Origin of the sequence: Komagataeibacter xylinus (assembly GCF_004302915.1) — a bacterium.
In the GTDB taxonomy this organism is placed as follows: Bacteria; Pseudomonadota; Alphaproteobacteria; order Acetobacterales; family Acetobacteraceae; genus Komagataeibacter; species Komagataeibacter xylinus_C.
The window spans coordinates 62,023-78,167 of the sequence record NZ_QQBI01000002.1 but is presented as its reverse complement, the minus strand read 5'-3'; the positions used below and the strand labels follow the sequence as shown (position 1 = coordinate 78,167).

The 16,145-nt window shown below is 64.5% G+C and carries 12 protein-coding genes; 7 read left to right on the top strand and 5 right to left on the bottom strand.

Going from position 1 to position 16,145, the window contains the following annotated elements; genetic code table 11:
- Positions 1–75: 75 nt before the first annotated feature.
- From DV027_RS02015 to DV027_RS01985, 7 genes are all read left to right on the top strand, one after another.
- Positions 76–1,095 (top strand): DNA-directed RNA polymerase subunit alpha, encoded by a 1,020-nt coding sequence (locus DV027_RS02015; protein ID WP_007399646.1) that lies wholly within the window; start codon positions 76–78, stop codon positions 1,093–1,095.
- 33 nt (positions 1,096–1,128) lie between these two features.
- Positions 1,129–1,554 carry a 50S ribosomal protein L17 gene (gene rplQ / locus DV027_RS02010; protein WP_061271359.1) on the top strand — a complete coding sequence of 142 codons (426 nt, stop codon included), beginning with the start codon at positions 1,129–1,131 and terminating at the stop codon, positions 1,552–1,554.
- Positions 1,555–1,819: 265 nt separating this feature from the next.
- The gene (locus DV027_RS02005) at positions 1,820–2,863 is read left to right on the top strand and encodes an ABC transporter substrate-binding protein (protein ID WP_130730312.1); all 1,044 of its coding nucleotides are present in this window, start codon (positions 1,820–1,822) and stop codon (positions 2,861–2,863) included.
- Positions 2,860–3,624: an ABC transporter permease gene (locus DV027_RS02000; protein WP_130730311.1), complete on the top strand. Its 765-nt coding sequence runs from the start codon at positions 2,860–2,862 to the stop codon at positions 3,622–3,624. Before DV027_RS02005 ends, DV027_RS02000 begins: the two co-directional genes overlap by 4 nt.
- 5 nt (positions 3,625–3,629) lie before the next feature.
- Positions 3,630–4,439, top strand: a complete 810-nt coding sequence (locus DV027_RS01995) for an ABC transporter ATP-binding protein (protein ID WP_408884443.1) — start codon at positions 3,630–3,632, stop codon at positions 4,437–4,439.
- Positions 4,440–4,538: 99 nt separating this feature from the next.
- Entirely contained in the window at positions 4,539–4,799 is a 261-nt protein-coding gene (locus DV027_RS01990) for a hypothetical protein (RefSeq protein ID WP_130730309.1), read from the top strand.
- A 61-nt stretch (positions 4,800–4,860) separates the two neighbouring features.
- Positions 4,861–5,037: a DUF1328 domain-containing protein gene (locus DV027_RS01985; RefSeq protein WP_130730308.1), complete on the top strand. Its 177-nt coding sequence runs from the start codon at positions 4,861–4,863 to the stop codon at positions 5,035–5,037.
- Between the two features lie 62 nt (positions 5,038–5,099).
- Here the strand turns inward: DV027_RS01985 and DV027_RS01980 are convergent, their stop codons facing one another.
- The 5 genes from DV027_RS01980 to DV027_RS01960 form a co-directional block, all read right to left on the bottom strand.
- A complete protein-coding gene (locus DV027_RS01980) occupies positions 5,100–6,656 on the bottom strand; it encodes an efflux transporter outer membrane subunit (RefSeq protein WP_207303395.1) in 1,557 nt (518 codons plus the stop codon).
- 5 nt (positions 6,657–6,661) lie between these two features.
- Complete coding sequence (locus DV027_RS01975; RefSeq protein ID WP_130730307.1) at positions 6,662–9,961, bottom strand: efflux RND transporter permease subunit; 3,300 nt, start codon at positions 9,959–9,961, stop codon at positions 6,662–6,664.
- Positions 9,958–13,137, bottom strand: coding sequence for an efflux RND transporter permease subunit (locus DV027_RS01970; RefSeq protein WP_130730306.1), 3,180 nt, complete (start codon positions 13,135–13,137; stop codon positions 9,958–9,960). The genes DV027_RS01975 and DV027_RS01970 overlap by 4 nt, the downstream gene beginning before the upstream one ends.
- A 63-nt stretch (positions 13,138–13,200) precedes the next feature.
- Positions 13,201–14,418: an efflux RND transporter periplasmic adaptor subunit gene (locus tag DV027_RS01965; RefSeq protein ID WP_130730305.1), complete on the bottom strand. Its 1,218-nt coding sequence runs from the start codon at positions 14,416–14,418 to the stop codon at positions 13,201–13,203.
- Positions 14,419–14,598: 180 nt separating this feature from the next.
- Positions 14,599–15,987 (bottom strand): MFS transporter, encoded by a 1,389-nt coding sequence (locus tag DV027_RS01960; protein WP_130730419.1) that lies wholly within the window; start codon positions 15,985–15,987, stop codon positions 14,599–14,601.
- Between the last annotated feature and the right edge of the window lie 158 nt (positions 15,988–16,145).

Sequence of the window (16,145 nt, the reverse complement as noted above, 5' to 3'; positions counted from 1 at the left end):
TGTCATTCCGGTATCCTGCCACAGGATACCATCTGCCACTCTCGGGTGGCAGATCAGTCTTGAAAGGCCATTACCTTGGTCCTCCAGAAAAACTGGCAATCCCTGATCAAGCCGGAAAAGCTGGAAGTCGAACCGGGGGCGGAACCTTCACGCATTGCTACCGTCGTAGCCGAGCCGCTGGAACGCGGCTTCGGCATGACGCTGGGCAACGCGATCCGTCGGGTTCTGCTGTCGTCCCTGCAGGGGGCTGCGGTTACGGCAATCCAGATTGACGGCGTGCTGCATGAATTCTCGTCGGTGGCGGGTGTTCGTGAAGACGTGACCGACATCGTGCTGAACATCAAGCAGCTCGCGCTGCGGATGCATGGCGAAGGCCCCAAGCGCATGGTGCTGACGGCCACGGGCCCGGGCGAAGTGCGTGCCGGCCAGATCCAGACCGGACATGACATCGAAGTCATGAACCCCGATCTCGTGATCTGCACCCTTGATGAAGGGGTGAAGTTCGGGATGGAGTTCACCGTGAACATGGGCAAGGGCTATGTTCCGGCAGCGGCAAACCGCCCGGAAGATGCGCCGATTGGCCTGATCCCGGTTGACGCCATCTACTCACCGGTCCGTCGCGTGTCGTACAAGGTGGAGCAGACCCGCGTGGGTCAGGTCACCGATTATGATCGCCTGCTGCTGACGGTGGAAACCAACGGCGCCGTAACTCCGGAAGATGCCGTGGCCCTGGCCGCGCGTATCCTGCAGGATCAGCTTCAGCTGTTCATCAACTTCGATGAGCCGCGCACGGTGCGCACGGAAGAGCCGCAGGATGACCTGCCGTTCAACCGCAACCTGCTGCGCAAGGTTGATGAGCTGGAACTGTCGGTCCGTAGTGCAAACTGCCTGAAGAACGACAACATCGTCTATATCGGTGATCTGGTTCAGAAGACCGAGCAGGAGATGCTGCGCACCCCGAACTTCGGCCGCAAGTCGCTCAACGAGATCAAGGAAGTCCTGACCGCCATGGGGCTTTCACTGGGTATGAATGTGCCGGCATGGCCGCCGGAAAATATCGAAGATCTGGCCAAGAGGCTCGACGAGCCGTTCTGATCCTCCGAACCGGATAAAACAGGAAATTACATCATGCGTCACGGTGTTGCCGGCCGTAAGCTCGGCGTTACCTCGTCCCATCGACAGGCCATGTTTCGCAACATGGCTGTCGCCCTGATCAAGCACGAACAGATCACCACCACGCTGCCCAAGGCGAAGGAACTCCGCCCGGTCGTGGAGAAGCTGATCACCCTTGGCAAGCGTGGCGATCTGCATGCCCGCCGCCAGGCTTTCGCCCAGCTGCGTGACGACAAGATCGTGTCCAAGCTGTTTGCCGCCGTGGCTGACCGCTACAAGGCGCGTTCGGGTGGTTACACCCGCGTGCTGCGTGCGGGCATGCGCCATGGCGATGCGGCCGACATGGCCGTGATCGAACTGGTTGACCGCGATGTGTCGGCCAAGGGCCAGGACAGCGGTCCGCGCCCCGAGGCCGCCACGGAAGAAAACCTGGCAGCCTGAGGAACCCCGTTCCTTCAAGGAAACCCGGCTTTATGCCGGGTTTTTTTGTGTCCGGATCCTAATTAATCTTTTTAATCGTTATATAGATATACAGGCGTAATTGCGTATATTATTGATTAATACGCTTGGGGGCTGTTCATAAGGCTTCGAATAACGTCGTCTGTTTTGAAAACAGGCGGCAGGCGGCACCTGTTATCCACCGGGTGTTTACAAAAAATCTCTTACCAGCAGGGTTTTGCCTGCGCGGCAGGATAGGGCGCAAGACATGGCAGCAAGGGTTTGGGGGCATTTGTTACGGTGCGGGCTTTACGCCATGGCCAGCGTGATGATGCTGTGCGGCACGGTGCAGGCGGCTCCCGTAAGGGTGGGCTATATTCCCGTCATCGGTTCGGCGCCGCTTTTTGTCATGCAGGGCACGAACTGGGGGCATGATGCGGGCATGGACCTGCAGCTTGTGCGTTTCCAGTCTGGGCCGCAGGCCATACAGGCGCTGATATCAGGCAAGATTGATGCCTACGTGGCTGGCGTGCTGCCGCTGTTGCAGGCCCGCGCGCATGGGGCGGATGTCAAGGTGGTGGCCAGTGCCGCGACGGAGGAACTCGAGGTCGTGGCCCGTGGGGACCTGGCAACGGGCCTGCCCGAGCAGCCTGCAACGCTCACCCCCGACGCACTGCGCCAGCGCCTGGCTGATTTTGCGGCGAAGGATGGCCACAAGCCCAAGATTGCCGCCCAGCCCCTGGGCTCGGTGCCCGATACGCTGCTGCGTTACTGGCTGAAGGCGGGCAACGGGCTCGACCCGGCGCAGGTGGCGGATATTGTCGGCATTGATATTGATGCCGCCCAGCAGGCTTTTCTGGCGGGCGCGGTTGATGGTGCGATCCTGCGCGAACCGGCGCTGACCATCATCCGCCATCGCCTGCCCGCGACACGGGTGCTGGCCTCGGGTCATGACCTCATGCCCGGCCAGCCGGGTTCGGTGCTGGCCATTGTCAATGAAGACGCGCCCGACCGGGCCACGTGGAAGACGGCGTTTGTCAGCGCTTTCGTCAAGGCCACGCAGCTTCTGGCCACCGATCCCGAGCAGGCAGCGCCTTACGTGCAGCAGGCGCTGGGCGGGGGCATGCTGCCCAAGGCGATTATTGTCGAGGCGCTGAAGGCCTCGGCGGGCGGATATGTGTCCGATCCCGAGCGGATCGTGGCGGCCGTGGGCAAGCTGCAGGATTTCGAGGTTGAAAGTGGCCTGTTGCGCAAGGCCGAGCCGGTGGCTGACCTGTTTGACCTTGAAACCTACCGGCAGGTCCGGCCATGAGTCAGGCCCGCGCCCGCCTTCTGCGCCCCGCTCTCGGGCTTGCGGGGCTGGCCGTGCTGTTTGGCGTATGGGAAGGGGCCGTGCGTGGGGGGTGGATCCAGTCCGGCTTCCTGCCAGCGCCCTCCAGCCTCGGCCCGGCATGGCTTGATGAGGTACGCAGCGGGGCATGGGTGCAGGCCATCCGCGACAGCCTGACCCACTACCTGACGGGCCTCGTGGCAGGCTCGGTCACGGGCACGCTGGTGGGGCTGCTGTGCGGGGCGCTGCCGGTGCTCGACGGGCTGCTCTCGGGCATCGTGCGCGTGCTGCGCCCCATTCCGGGTCTGGCGTGGGTGCCGTTTGCCATATTGTGGTTCGGGCTGAACACGGCGGGGGCCACGTTCATCATCGCCATCTCGGTCTTCTGGATCAATTTTTACGCCGCCTATGGCGCGGTGCGCGCGATCGACCCGGACCTGTATGAGGTCGCCGCCGCCTTCGGCCATGGCGGCTTCTGGGCGCGGTTGCGCACGGTGGTGCTGCCTGCGGCAAGCCCGGGCGTGCTTGATGGGCTGCGCACGGGCATCGGGCAGGCCTGGATGTCGGTCGTGGCGGCGGAACTGTTTGGCGTGCCGGGCATTGGCGCGCGGATGATGCAGGCTTCAAGCCTGCTCGCAACCGATCTGGTTGTGGTCTACATGCTCACCATGGCGCTGCTCTATGCGGTGACCGACATGCTGTTCATGCTGGTGCGGCGCAGGCTGCTGGGCTGGCAGGGATGAACACGATGGCTATACGCGAGACAGACCCCGCCAGCGCGGCGGAAGTCGTGGTGCGGCTTGAGAATATCGGCCTGTCGCACGATCACGGGCACAGTTTCATCCTGCGTCATGTCGATCTTGAAATCCGGGCCGGTGAGTTCGTGGCGCTGCTTGGCCCCTCGGGCGTGGGAAAGTCCACGCTGCTGCGCGTCATCATGGGGCTTGTGCAGCCCAGCGAGGGGCAGGTGACCCTGCAATCGCGCCCGGCCCAGGCGCATCGGCCCACCGCCATGGTGTTTCAGGATGCCAAGCTCATGCCATGGCGCAGCGTGCGGCGTAATGTGGAACTCGGGCTTGAGGGGCTGGGGCTGAACCGCGCCGAGCGGCACGAACGCGCCATGGCAGCCCTTGAACTGGTGGGGCTGGCCGACAGGGCAGCACGGTGGCCACGCCAGCTTTCGGGCGGGCAGCGCCAGCGTGTGGGGGTTGCGCGCGCGCTGACGGTGGAACCCGACCTGCTGCTGATGGATGAACCCTTTGGCGCGCTCGATGCCATTACGCGCGCCAGCCTGCAATGCGAACTGCTCGACATCCATACCCGCCGGCAGGGCACGGTGCTGTTCGTGACCCATGACCTTGACGAGGCCCTGCTGCTGGCGGACCGGATCATCATCCTGCACGGCCACCCTGCAGGCGTGAAGGGCGACTTCATGGTGGGGCCACGCCCGCGTGAGGGGGCTGCCGTGCAGGCCATGGCCGAGCGGATGAGGCGGCTCATTGCTGGTGAACCCGACCCCGGCGCGGATGCGGCCTATTGGCAGGCATCGGAGATATGATAAGTCTCGGCACTCACCCTGCCTGGCGCAGGTGGGCATGAAGGCATGGGGGCAGGGCGGTCGGGCCTGCGCCCCTGGCAAGCATAGGGAAGACAGACCATGACAAATCCCCCCAATCTTGAAGCGCATCTCGAGGAAGGCATCGGCCGCCTCCAGGATGGGCTGGATGGTTTTGTTGGTGATTCCGGCATGCCGCTGTCAGCCCGCATGCAGGGCGCGGGCGGTGCAGCCCAGCAGGGCATGGGCGAGATCTGCGACAGCCTGCGTGACGTGACCGCCGACCGCCCGCTCATGGCGCTGCTGGGCGCCTCCTTTCTGGGCTTTCTCGTAACCGCGTTCCTGCGCCGCAGGCGCGGCTGAGGCAACATATGCCATGCTGCCGCGTTGAATGGGGCATGACTGATTTGCAAGGAAATAAGCCATGCTGAAACTGGCGCTGTTTTTTCTTATTGTCTCGCTGGTGGCCGGCGTGTTCGGCTTCAGTGGCATTTCCGCCGTTTCGGCAGGGATGGCGAAGATTCTGTTCTTCATCGCCATTGCGTGCTTCGTGATCGTGGTGCTGCTGGTGCTGTTCTCGGCCAACACGTTATTCCGGTAGCAACCTGCTGGCCCTCAGGCAAAAACCCCCTGCGCCACGCGGTGCAGGGGGTTTTTTCATGCCTATTTGTTGGTGTCCTTCTGGATGAAGGAAGGCAGGAGCGGGTTGTCCTTTTGCAGCGAGTGCTTGCTGGGCAGGCGGGAGGTATCCCATCCGCCGCCAAGGGCCTGCACCAGGCTCACGCTATCGACCATGCGCTGCTGCTGGATTCCAAGCAGCGTCTCGGCATCGCTCAGGGCCGAGTTCTCGTTGGTGATGACGGTGGTATAGATCGCGGTTCCGGCCTGGTACTGGTTGAGCGAGACCTCGACCGTGCGGTTGGCGAGGTCGAGCGCCTTCTGCTGCTGGGCGTTCTGCTCGGCCAGGATGCGCAGGTTCGAGAGCTGATCTTCCGTGTTCTGCAGGGCCGTCAGCACGGTCTGGCGGTAGGTGGCCACCGCGCTGTCATACTGGGCGTTGGCCTCATGCACGGCGGCCGTGCGCGATCCGCCTTCAAACAGCACTTCGGTGGCGGAAGCGCCAAGCGACCACACCCGGTTCAAAGCCTGCATCAGCGAGGTCACCGGGTCGCCGCCACTTTGTGAATAGCTGGCATTGATGGTGATGTCGGGGAAGAAGGCGGCCATGTCCGCGCCAATCATGGCGTTGTATTCCTCCATCGTGCGCTCGGCAGCGGCAATGTCGGGGCGGCGTTGCAGCAGGTCGGCCGGCACGCTGACCGGAATGGGCGGCACGGTGCGCGACAGTTCCGCCGGGGCGATCGTGACATCGGCGGGCGGCTTGCCCACCAGCACGGCAATGGCGTGCTCATACTGCGCGCGGTTGATGCCCGCCTGCACCAGCGAGGCCCGGTTCTGCTCCAGCGTGGTGCGGGCCTGCAGCACGGCGGTCGGGTCTGCCGTGCCCGCCTCGAACTGGTTCTGGGTAATCTGCAGCGCCTGCTCATTGAAGTGGACATAGCGTTGCAAAAGGTCGGTCAGGCTGTCCTGGTAGCGCAGGTTGAAATAGGCCGTGGCCAGCTGCGCCTGATAGGACAGCGTGGCGTTGGCCAGGTCGGCCGCACTCGCCTGCGCCGCCGTCACCTGCTCCTGCACCTGCCGGCGGATCTTGCCCCAGATGTCGAGATCCCAACTGGCGCTGGGGCCGATATCATAGGTGTTATAGGTCGAGCCCTCCTTGGCGTAATTGCTGCCGGAGGAAGAAAGAGACCCCGCCCCATGCCCCGCGCGGTTGAAGCCAAGGCTGCCGCTGATGGTGGGGAAAAGCTGGGCGCGCACGCTGTCGATCATGGCGCGTGCGTTACGGTAATTGGCCTCGTACTGCTTCACGTTCTGGTTCGAGATCGCAACCTGCGCCTCCAGTGCGTTCAGCACGGGGTCGTTATAGATTGTCCACCAGTCATGCTTGGGCAGTTCCGCAAGCTTGGGGTTGGCGGCTTCCCAGCCAGGTTCGGGCCGCAATTCCTTGAAATGGGCCGAGACGATGGCGGCGGGCCGATGGTATTTCGGCCCGATCATGCACCCGCTCAGGGCCGCGAGCGGCACAAGGGCCAGGGCAAGACGCAGGCGGCGGCCGGGCGCATGGCTGGCACGGATGGGGGATGGCGAGGGACGTGTCATCCGGTTCAGGAATCCTGCTGGTGGGAAAGACGATGGCGTCGGGACAGCCGTCCATACAGCCGGTTGAAAAAGCCGCGGCAGGCTGCCCCCATATGGTCGAGATAGAGGTAGACAACCGGCGTGGTATAAAGCGTGAGCGCCTGGCTGACGAGCAGCCCCCCCACGATGGCGATGCCCAGCGGGCGGCGCAGCTCCGAGCCGTAGCCATGGCCGAAGATGAGCGGCAGCGCGCCCAGGGCTGCGGCGAACGTGGTCATCATGATCGGGCGGAAGCGCAGCAGGCAGGCGGTGCGGATGGCCTCGAGCGCGCTATGCCCCTCATCACGCTCGGCGGTGATGGCGAAATCGACCAGCATGATGGCGTTTTTCTTCACGATGCCGATCAGCAGGATCACCCCGATCATGGCAATCAGCGAGAACGCCTCCCCAAAGAACTGCAGCGCCAGCAGCGCGCCCACCCCGGCCGAGGGCAGGGTGGAGAGAATGGTCAGCGGGTGCACGTAGCTTTCATACAGGATGCCCAGCACCATGTACACCGCAGCCAGGGCGGCGAGGATGAGCAGCGGCTCGTTATTGACCGATTTCTGGAACTGCGCGGCATTGCCCGCAAACGCGCCCTGTATGTTGTCGGGCATGTGCAGGCGCACCATTTCCTCATTGATGATCTGCACCGCCTGGCTGAGCGAGACGCCATTGCTCAGGTTGAACGAAACCGTGCTCGAGACCGTCTGCCCGTCATGGTTGATGCTGAGCGCGGTCTTGGTGGGCTTGAGGGTGGAGACCAGCGTGAGCGGCACCATGGATTCCGAACTGGTGGAAACCGCCGAACCGGTCGAGGCGCTGTTGCCGCCCGCCAGCTTGTTGGCCACCTGGTTGCGGAAGGATTCAGCACTGAGCTGCGAGGCGGTGGTGCCCGTATCGGTCTTGACGCGGATGGTGTTGGACTGCGTGCCGCCGCCCGCCGTGCCACCCGCCACACTCACCCAGACCTGCTTGAGCGTGGTCGGGTCCGCCCAGAAGCGGGGCTCGACCTCCATCACCACGCGGTACTGGTTCAGCGCGTTATAGATGACCGAGGCCGAGCGCTGACCATACGCATCATACAGCGTGTTCGACACGAGCTGCGGCGTGATGTTGAGGCGGCTTGCGGTGTCGCGGTCGATCTGCACGTCAAGCGCCGAGCCGCCCTGCAGCACGTCCGATGAAATATCGGACAGCTCATGATGCTTCTGCAACGCCGAGACCAGCAGCGGCGTCCATTTGTACAGATCCTTCGAGGAATCGGAATGCAGCGAATACTGGTAGGCCGCATTGCTCTGCCGCCCGCCAATGCGCAGCTGCCCGGGTGCGGAGGCATAGAATGTCGCCCCCACCATGTTGCGCAGCCGGTGCGAGATGCGGGCAATGGTCTGGGCGGGGGTGTCGTTGCGCTCCGACTTGTCCTTGAGGGTTACGAACATGTTGGCCTGGTTGGAACTGCCGCGCCCGCCCATGAAGCCCATGACATGCGCCACGTCCCGATCCGCCATGATGGCGGACTGCACGGTATGGACCTGCGACTGCATGGCCTGGAACGAAATAGACTGGTCGCCCATCAGGTGGCCCATCAGCATGCCGGTATCCGATTCAGGGAACAGGCTCTTGGGCATCTTGATGAACAGGCCAACCATGATGGCAATGGTGACGGGCAGCGACAGGATGGTGATGCGGCGGTGCGTGATCGCCCATTCCAGCGAGTGTGCATAGCCCTGCTGGGCCGCATTCAGCCCGCTTTCCAGCCACAGGCCGATGCGCCCGAACACACCGCCGCCCGCGGTGGGTTTTTCGTACTGCCTGAGCAGGCGCGAGGTCATCATGGGGGTGAGCGAGAGCGACAGCACCATGGAGATGACGATGGTCAGCGACATCGTCATGGCGAATTCATGGAACAGGCGCCCCGCCACCCCGCTGAGCAGCAGGATGGGCAGGAACACCGCAATCAGCGACATCGTGATCGACAGCACCGTGAATGCCACCTCGCGCGTGCCGAGCAGGGTGGCCTGCAGCCGGTCCATGCCCGCCTCCATGTGGCGGCTGATGTTCTCCACCACCACGATGGCGTCATCCACCACGAAGCCGGTGGAAATGGTCAGCGCCATGAGCGAAAGGTTGTCGATCGAATAGCCCATCAGCTTCATCGCGCCGAAGGTGGTGATGATGGAAGTCGGCACGACAATGGCGGGGATGATGGTGATGCGCGGCGAGCGCAGGAACAGAAGCACCACCAGCACCACGAGCACGACCGACAGCACCAGCGTGAACTGCGTGTCGGCCAGGGCCGCGCGGATGGTGGTGGAGCGGTCCATGAAGTTGCCAAGGTCCACATCCGCGGGCAATGCCGCCCGCAGCATGGGGATCTGCGCGCGGATCTGGTCATTGGTGTTGATGATGTTGGCCCCGGCCTGCGCGAAGATGATGGCCAGCACGCCGGACTTGCCATCCACGTAGCCCGCGTTGCGCACGTCCTCCACGCTGTCATGCACGTAGGCCACGTCCTCGAGCCGCACGGGGCGGCTGTCATGGTAGGCCACGATCAGGTCGCGATAGGCCTGGGCGTTATGCGCCTGGTCGTTAGTGGACAGCACGAAGCGGTTGTCGCCCTGGTCGATGAAGCCCTTGGGCGTATGCGCGTTGGCCGAGGCGAGGGCGGCGCGGATATCTTCAAACCCGATGCCGAATTTGTACAGCGCCAGCGGGTTCATCTCCACCCGCACGGCAGGCAGCGAGCTGCCACCGATCTCGACCTGGCCCACGCCCTGAATCTGCGAGAGGTGCTGCTGCAGCACGTTCGAGGCCAGGTCATAAAGCTGCGGCGGCGTGCGCGTGCGCGAGGTCAGCGCCAGGATCATGACCGGCGCGCCGTTGGGGTTGGCCTTGAAGTAGCTCGGGTTCTGTCGCAGCGAGGAGGGCAGGTCGGCATGGGCGGCCTGAAGGGCGGCCTCCACGTCGCGTGCGGCGCCGTTGATGTCGCGGTCAAGCGAGAACTGCAGCGTGATCCGCGCCTGGTTGGCTGATGACTGCGAGGTCATCTCCGTCAGGTCGGCAATGGCGCCAAGATGCCGCTCGAGCGGGGCGGCCACCGAGCTTGCAATTTCCTCGGGCGAGCCACCGGCCTGCTGCGCCTGCACCTGTATGACCGGAAAGTCCACATTGGGCATGTCCGCCACTGGCAGGGTGGTGTAGCCGATCACGCCGCCCAGGATCAGCGCCACCGTCAGCAATACGGTGGCGACCGGCCTGCGCACGAAGATGGCAAGCGGGTTCATGCAGAAGCCTGCGGGCCGGGCTGGCCACCGTCAGGCCCGGCCTCATCCGTCGTGCCAAAGCGGCGGGCCAGCTTCTGGCTGATCCCGTCCATGAGCAGGTAGATGACCGGGGTGGTGAACAGCGTGAGCAGCTGGCTCACCGCAAGCCCGCCCACGATGGCAATGCCCAGCGGGCGGCGCAGCTCCGAGCCGGTGCCGGTGCCCAGCATCATCGGTACGGCGCCCAGCATGGCGGCCAGCGTGGTCATGAGGATGGGGCGGAAGCGCAGCAGCGCGGCGTGGCGGATGGAGTGCAGCGGCGTCATGCCCTCCACCCGCTCGGCCTCAAGCGCGAAGTCGATCATCATGATGGCGTTTTTCTTGACGATGCCGATCAGCAGCACCAGCCCGATGATGCCCATCACATCCAGCCCCGATCCCGTCAGCCACAGCGCCAGCAGCGCGCCGATGCCAGCCGAGGGCAGGGTAGAGAGGATGGTGATGGGGTGGACAAAGCTCTCATACAGGATGCCCAGCACGATATAGACCGCAACCAGGGCCGCCAGCACCAGCCAGGCCTCGTTTGACAGCGAACTGCGGAAGGCCGCCGCCGTGCCCTGGAACGAGGTCTGGAAGCTCGAGGGCAGGTGGATGTCCTTCTCCGCGCGCTCGATCGCATCCGTCGCATCGCCCAGCGCGTAGCCGGGCCTTACGTTGAACGAGACGGTCGTGGCCGGGAACTGCCCCACATGCGTGATCAATAGCGGCGCGGTATCCTGCGTTACCGTGGTGACGGAGGAGAGCGGCACCAGCCCCGAGGTGGGCGAGCGGGTGGGGCCGGACGTGCTCTCGCCCGCATTGCCGCTGATGCCCGGCAGGTAGATCTGGCTCAGCGAGCCCATGTCCTGCTGGAAGCTGGGCGTTGCCTCGAGGATCACGCGGTACTGGTTGGACTGGGTGAAGATGGTCGAGATCTGGCGCTGGCCAAAACTGTCATACAGCACGTTGTCGATGGTCTGCGGCGTGATCGAGTAGCGCGCGCCCGTGGTGCGGTCGAGGTCGACATGTGCCACGAGCCCTGCTGCCTGCAGGTCCGATGTCACGTCGGACAGCGCTTTTTCCTGCTGCAGGCGGGCGATGAATTTCGGCACCCAGGTGGTGAACTGGTTGTAGTCGGGGTTTTCGAGCAGGAACTGGTACTGCGTGGCCGCGACCGAGGTGTCGAGCGAGAGATCCTGCACCGGCTGCACGTACAGTTCGGCCCCCGGTATGTCGGCGGTCTCGGCGCGCAGGCGGGTTGCGACCTGCTGCGCGGTGGATGAGCGCTTGTCCACCGGCTTGAGGTTGATGAGGAAGCGCCCCTGGTTGAGGGTGACGTTCTGCCCGTCCACCCCCACGAAGGAGGACAGGCTGGCCACGTCCTCATCTTGCAGGATCCGGTCGGCGAGTTCCTGCTGGTGGCGCTTCATGGCGCTGAACGAGGTGGACTGCGCCATGACCGATATGCCCTGGATCACGCCCGTGTCCTGCACGGGGAAGAACCCCTTGGGAATGATCACCGCCAGCACGCCGGTCAGCATCAGCGTTGCGCCAAACACGCCCAGCGTGAGCCTGCGGTGGCGCAGCACCACATCGAGCGCGCGGCCATAGCCCTCGATCGTGGCGACCGTCCAGCGCTCGATGGTGGCTGACCAGGCGGGTTCGGCATGCTTGGTGTCGTGCTCATGCAAAAGGCGGGCGCACATCATGGGCACCAGCGTGAGCGAGACCACGGCGGAGAGGATGATGGTGACCGCCAGCGTCATGGCGAATTCATGGAACAGGCGGCCCACCACGTCCCCCATGAACAGCAGCGGGATCAGCACCGCGATCAGCGATACGGTGAGCGAGATGATGGTGAACCCGATCTCGCCCGCGCCCTTCAGCGCCGCCTGCATGCGGGTGTCGCCCATCTCGATGTAGCGGGCGATGTTCTCGATCATGACGATGGCATCATCCACCACGAAGCCCGTGGCGATGGTGAGCGACATGAGCGAGAGGTTGTCGAGTGAGAAGCCGAACAGGTACATCACCGCCAGCGTGCCCACCAGCGACAGCGGCACCGACAGGCTGGGGATCAGCGTGGCCGGCACGTTGCGCAGGAACACGAAGATCACGCCCACGACCAGCACCAGCGCCAGGCCAAGCTCGAACTCCACATCCTCCACCGAGGCGCGGATGGTGGTGGTCCGGTCGGTAAGCGGCGTGATGGTGATGCCCGGCGGCAGGGATTCCTGCAGGCGGGGCAGGGCGTATTTGATGTTGTCCACCACCGAGATCACGTTGGCGCCCGGCTGGCGCTGCACGTTCATGACCAGGGCCGGCGTGCGGTTGGCCCAGGCGGCAAGCTCGGTGTTCTCGGGGCCGATCACCACGCTGGCCACGTCGCGGATGCGCACGGGGCCGTTGTTCTGGTAGGCGATGACCTGGTCAAGCAGCTGCTGCACCCCGGTGATCTGGCCATCGATGCGCAGCGTGGTCGCGCGCTTGGGGCCATCGAACGTGCCGGTGGGGGAGTTGATGTTCACATTGCCGATGGTGGTGCGCAGCGTATCGAGGTCAATGCCGAACGAGGTCAGCTTGGGGATGTTGACGCGCACGCGCAGCGCCTTGCGGTTGCCGCCTGAAAGCGTCACCAGCCCCACGCCCGAGATCTGGCTTATTTTCTCGGCCAGGCGGGTATCGACGTAATCCTCCACCTCCGTCAGCGGCATGGTCTTTGACGAGATGCCAAGGGTCACGACCGGCGTGTCGGCGGGGTTGACCTTGGCGTAGACCGGGGGAGCGGGCAGGTCGGTCGGCAGCAGGGAATTCGCCTGGTTGATCGCGGCCTGCACTTCCTGCTCGGCAATGTCCATGGTCATAGTCAGGCCAAAGCGCAGGGTAATGACCGATGCGCCGCCCGATGAGCGCGATGTCATCTGCTCCAGCCCCGACATCTCGCCCAGCTGTGTTTCAAGCGGGGCGGTGACGGAGGTGGCCATCACATCGGGGCTGGCGCCGGGGTAGAAGGTCTGCACCGTAATGGTGGGGTATTCCACATCCGGCAGGGCCGATACGGGCAGGAAGTGATAGCCCAGCAGCCCCGCCAGCAGGATGGCCAGCATGAGCAGCGTGGTCGCGACCGGACGGTGTATGAAAAGGCGGGAGGGATTCACGCGGCAATCTCCGGCAACGCGCAGGGCAGGTCAGGCAGGGGGGCGGGCAGGCGGGCGCGCACCCTATTCCTTGCCCTTCTGCGGGGCGGCGGTGCCGTCGGCAGCCTGGGGAATGCTGACCTTCACGCCATCACGCAGGTGGTCCACGCCATCGGTCACCACGCGCTCGCCTTCCTTCACGCCGTCCGTCACCACGGTCATGGTGTTGTTGGCATGGCCGGTCTTGACGTTGCGCACTTCCACCGTGCTGTCCGCCTTGACGACGTACACGAACTGGCCGTTGGGGCCATTTTGCAGCGCATTGGTGGGCACGAGCAGGGCATCATGGTCGGTGCTGACCAGCATGCGGGCGTTGACGAACTGGTTGGGGAACAGCTCTTCCTGGGAATTGGGGAAGATCGCGCGCATGCGCACCGTGCCGGTCGAGGTATCGATCTGGCTGTCAAGCACGCTGGCCTGGCCGGCTGCGATCTTGTTGAGGTTGGCGCTGTCCCATGCATCGACCTCGAGCGGTGTGCCTTCGCGCAGGCGGGTGGCCACGGGGCCGATATCGTTTTCGGGCACGGTGAAGATGACCGAGATCGGCTGCATCTGCGTCAGGATCACGAGGCCATTGGTCTGGCCTGCGGTGATGTAGTTGCCCATGTCCACTTCACGGATGCCAACGCGCCCGTCAACGGGGGCTACGATATGGCAGTAGGTGATCTGGAGTTTCTCGTTATCGACCAGCGCCTGGTCGGCCTTGACCGTGCCCTCGAGCTGCTCGACCTTGTACTGCTGGTCCTTGGCCGTCATGGCGGCAACGCTGTTCTGCTGGATCAGGCGCTGGTAGCGGGCGTTATCCACCTGGGCGGCCTTGAGCTGGGCCACGTCCTGCGCCAGCTGGCCTTCGTACTGCGCCAGCAGCACCTCATAGGGGCGGGTGTCGATCAGGGCCAGCAGGTCGCCCTTGTGCACGTGCTGCCCCTCGGTAAAGAGCACCTGCATCAGGTAGCCATCAATGCGCGACTGCACGGTGACGTTGGTGATGGGCACCACCGTGCCCAGCTCCGTCAGCACCACGGGCATGTCGCCCCTGCTTACGGCGGTGACCGCCACCGGCTGGTCGCCGCTTGTGGCGTGCTTCTTGTGGGTGCCGGCATGGGGGCGCAGGAAAGCGACCGCAAGGACGACCGCCAGCGCCCCGCCCGCCAGGTAGAGCACGCGCCGCCCACGGCGCGGTCGGTCGGTCGGGGGCGTGGGTGTGGCGCTGGCGCGGGGCGGGGGGGGCGTTGTATCCATGCGGTCGGGTTTCTGCCTGCTTGCTGTCGGATGGGGGCCGCGTGAATAACCGGGCCATTATGAAAAAAGCGTAAGGTCGAACCTGGGATCGTCCCAGTATTAACATGGCGCGTGAATGGAATAAGTTAGTGAATGTAACATCCTGTGCGGCGGGTGGAAGGGCCAAAACCTCCTGATGTTTCATAACCGGTCCTTTTGTGCGGCGGTGTGGTCATGACCACTCACCGCCGACCCCGCACCGGGTGAAAGCCGCAGCAGGACGGGCAGTGCGATCGTGGCGACAAGGCCGCACAGGATAAAGGTCAGGCGGTAGTCCTGCATCTGGAGCGAGGGCGGGAGCACCAGCCGCGCGGAGGTCAGGGTGCCTGCCGCAAAGCATATGCCCAGCGTGAGCATGACCTGCTGGGCGGTTGAATACAGGCTTGTCGCCGCCCCCATGCGTGCAGGCGGCATGTCGGCATAGGCTATGGTGTTGTAGCCGGTATAGACCATGGTCTGGCCCATGCCATGCATGGCCAGCAGCGCCAGTAGCGCGAGCATGCCCATGGCGGGGTTGTACAGGGCCAGCAGCAGGCACACGCCGGGCAGGGTCAGGCTGCTTGCGCACATGACCGCGCGGTAGCCCCGGGCGCGGTACAGCGCGGGTGTGGCAAAGCGCATGGCCAGCGCGCCCACGGGGGCGATGACGGTGATCAGCCCGCTCTGGGCGGCACTCGCGTCAAAGCGGGTCTGCAGCAGGGAAGGCAGGAGAAAGATGATGCCCCCGGTGGCGATGCGCGTGCATGCGCCCGCGATAACCGAGATGCGGAAGGTGCTCACCCGCAGCAGCGACAGGTCAAGCACCGGGTGCGCAACCCGCCGCGCGTGGCGGATATACGCCACGCTGCATACCAGTGGCAGCACGAGCAGGGCGCAGGCCACGATGCGGGCCGTGCCGGAATGGGTCAGCAGTTCCAGCCCGAAGATCAGCCCCGCCAGCCCCAGCGCGCACCACATGTTGCCCTTGAGGTCAAACGGAGGGGGATGGGGCATGCGCACCTGCGGAATGAACCGCCCGATCAGCCCGATGGCGATCAGCCCGAGCGGGATGTTGAGGTAGAACACCCACCGCCATGACAGTGCCGAGGTCAGCACGCCGCCCAGCACCGGGCCCGCCATGGGCCCGATGGTGGCGGTGAGCATGACCCATGCCATGACCGACATCAGCTCCGACTTGGGCACGTTCTGCAGGATCACGAGCCGCCCCACCGGCACCATCATCGCCCCGCCCAGCCCCTGCACCAGCCGCGCCAGCGCCAGCACGGGCAGGTTGGGCGCAAGCCCGCCCAGCAGCGAGCCGCCAAGGAACACGATAATGGCCCAGCGCAGCGTGACCCGGTTGCCAAACCGCTCGGCAATGCGCCCCGAGGCCGGGATCAGGGCCGCAAGCCCCAGCATGTAGACCGTAAGCGTGATGCTGGTCTGGGGAATATCGACATGGAAGTCCGTTGCCATGGCGGGCAGCGCCGTGGTCAGCGCCGTGCCATCGAGCTGTTCCATCATCATCAGGCTCGACACGATCAGCGCCATGAGCCTTGTGCGGCGGGGCGAAAGGGGAGGCATGTCGGTGCCGGGCGCGGGCTGTTCGGTTTGGGCTGTCGTCAAGGGCGGCATCATCATGCATGATAGTAGGGGGTACGGAACTGCAAGCGCCATCGTGGCGTTATGGGTCCACGCTACAGAACAGC

Excerpts from the sequence above, each read along its gene's own strand:
- rplQ (WP_061271359.1), top strand. The coding sequence starts at position 1,129 with ATGCGTCACGGTGTTGCCGGCCGTAAGCTCGGCGTTACCTCGTCCCAT.
- DV027_RS02005 (WP_130730312.1), top strand. The coding sequence starts at position 1,820 with ATGGCAGCAAGGGTTTGGGGGCATTTGTTACGGTGCGGGCTTTACGCC.
- DV027_RS02000 (WP_130730311.1), top strand. The coding sequence starts at position 2,860 with ATGAGTCAGGCCCGCGCCCGCCTTCTGCGCCCCGCTCTCGGGCTTGCG.
- DV027_RS01995 (WP_408884443.1), top strand. The coding sequence starts at position 3,630 with ATGGCTATACGCGAGACAGACCCCGCCAGCGCGGCGGAAGTCGTGGTG.
- DV027_RS01990 (WP_130730309.1), top strand. The coding sequence starts at position 4,539 with ATGACAAATCCCCCCAATCTTGAAGCGCATCTCGAGGAAGGCATCGGC.
- DV027_RS01985 (WP_130730308.1), top strand. The coding sequence starts at position 4,861 with ATGCTGAAACTGGCGCTGTTTTTTCTTATTGTCTCGCTGGTGGCCGGC.
- DV027_RS01980 (WP_207303395.1), bottom strand. The coding sequence starts at position 6,656 with ATGACACGTCCCTCGCCATCCCCCATCCGTGCCAGCCATGCGCCCGGC.
- DV027_RS01975 (WP_130730307.1), bottom strand. The coding sequence starts at position 9,961 with ATGAACCCGCTTGCCATCTTCGTGCGCAGGCCGGTCGCCACCGTATTG.
- DV027_RS01965 (WP_130730305.1), bottom strand. The coding sequence starts at position 14,418 with ATGGATACAACGCCCCCCCCGCCCCGCGCCAGCGCCACACCCACGCCC.
- DV027_RS01960 (WP_130730419.1), bottom strand. The coding sequence starts at position 15,987 with ATGGCGCTGATCGTGTCGAGCCTGATGATGATGGAACAGCTCGATGGC.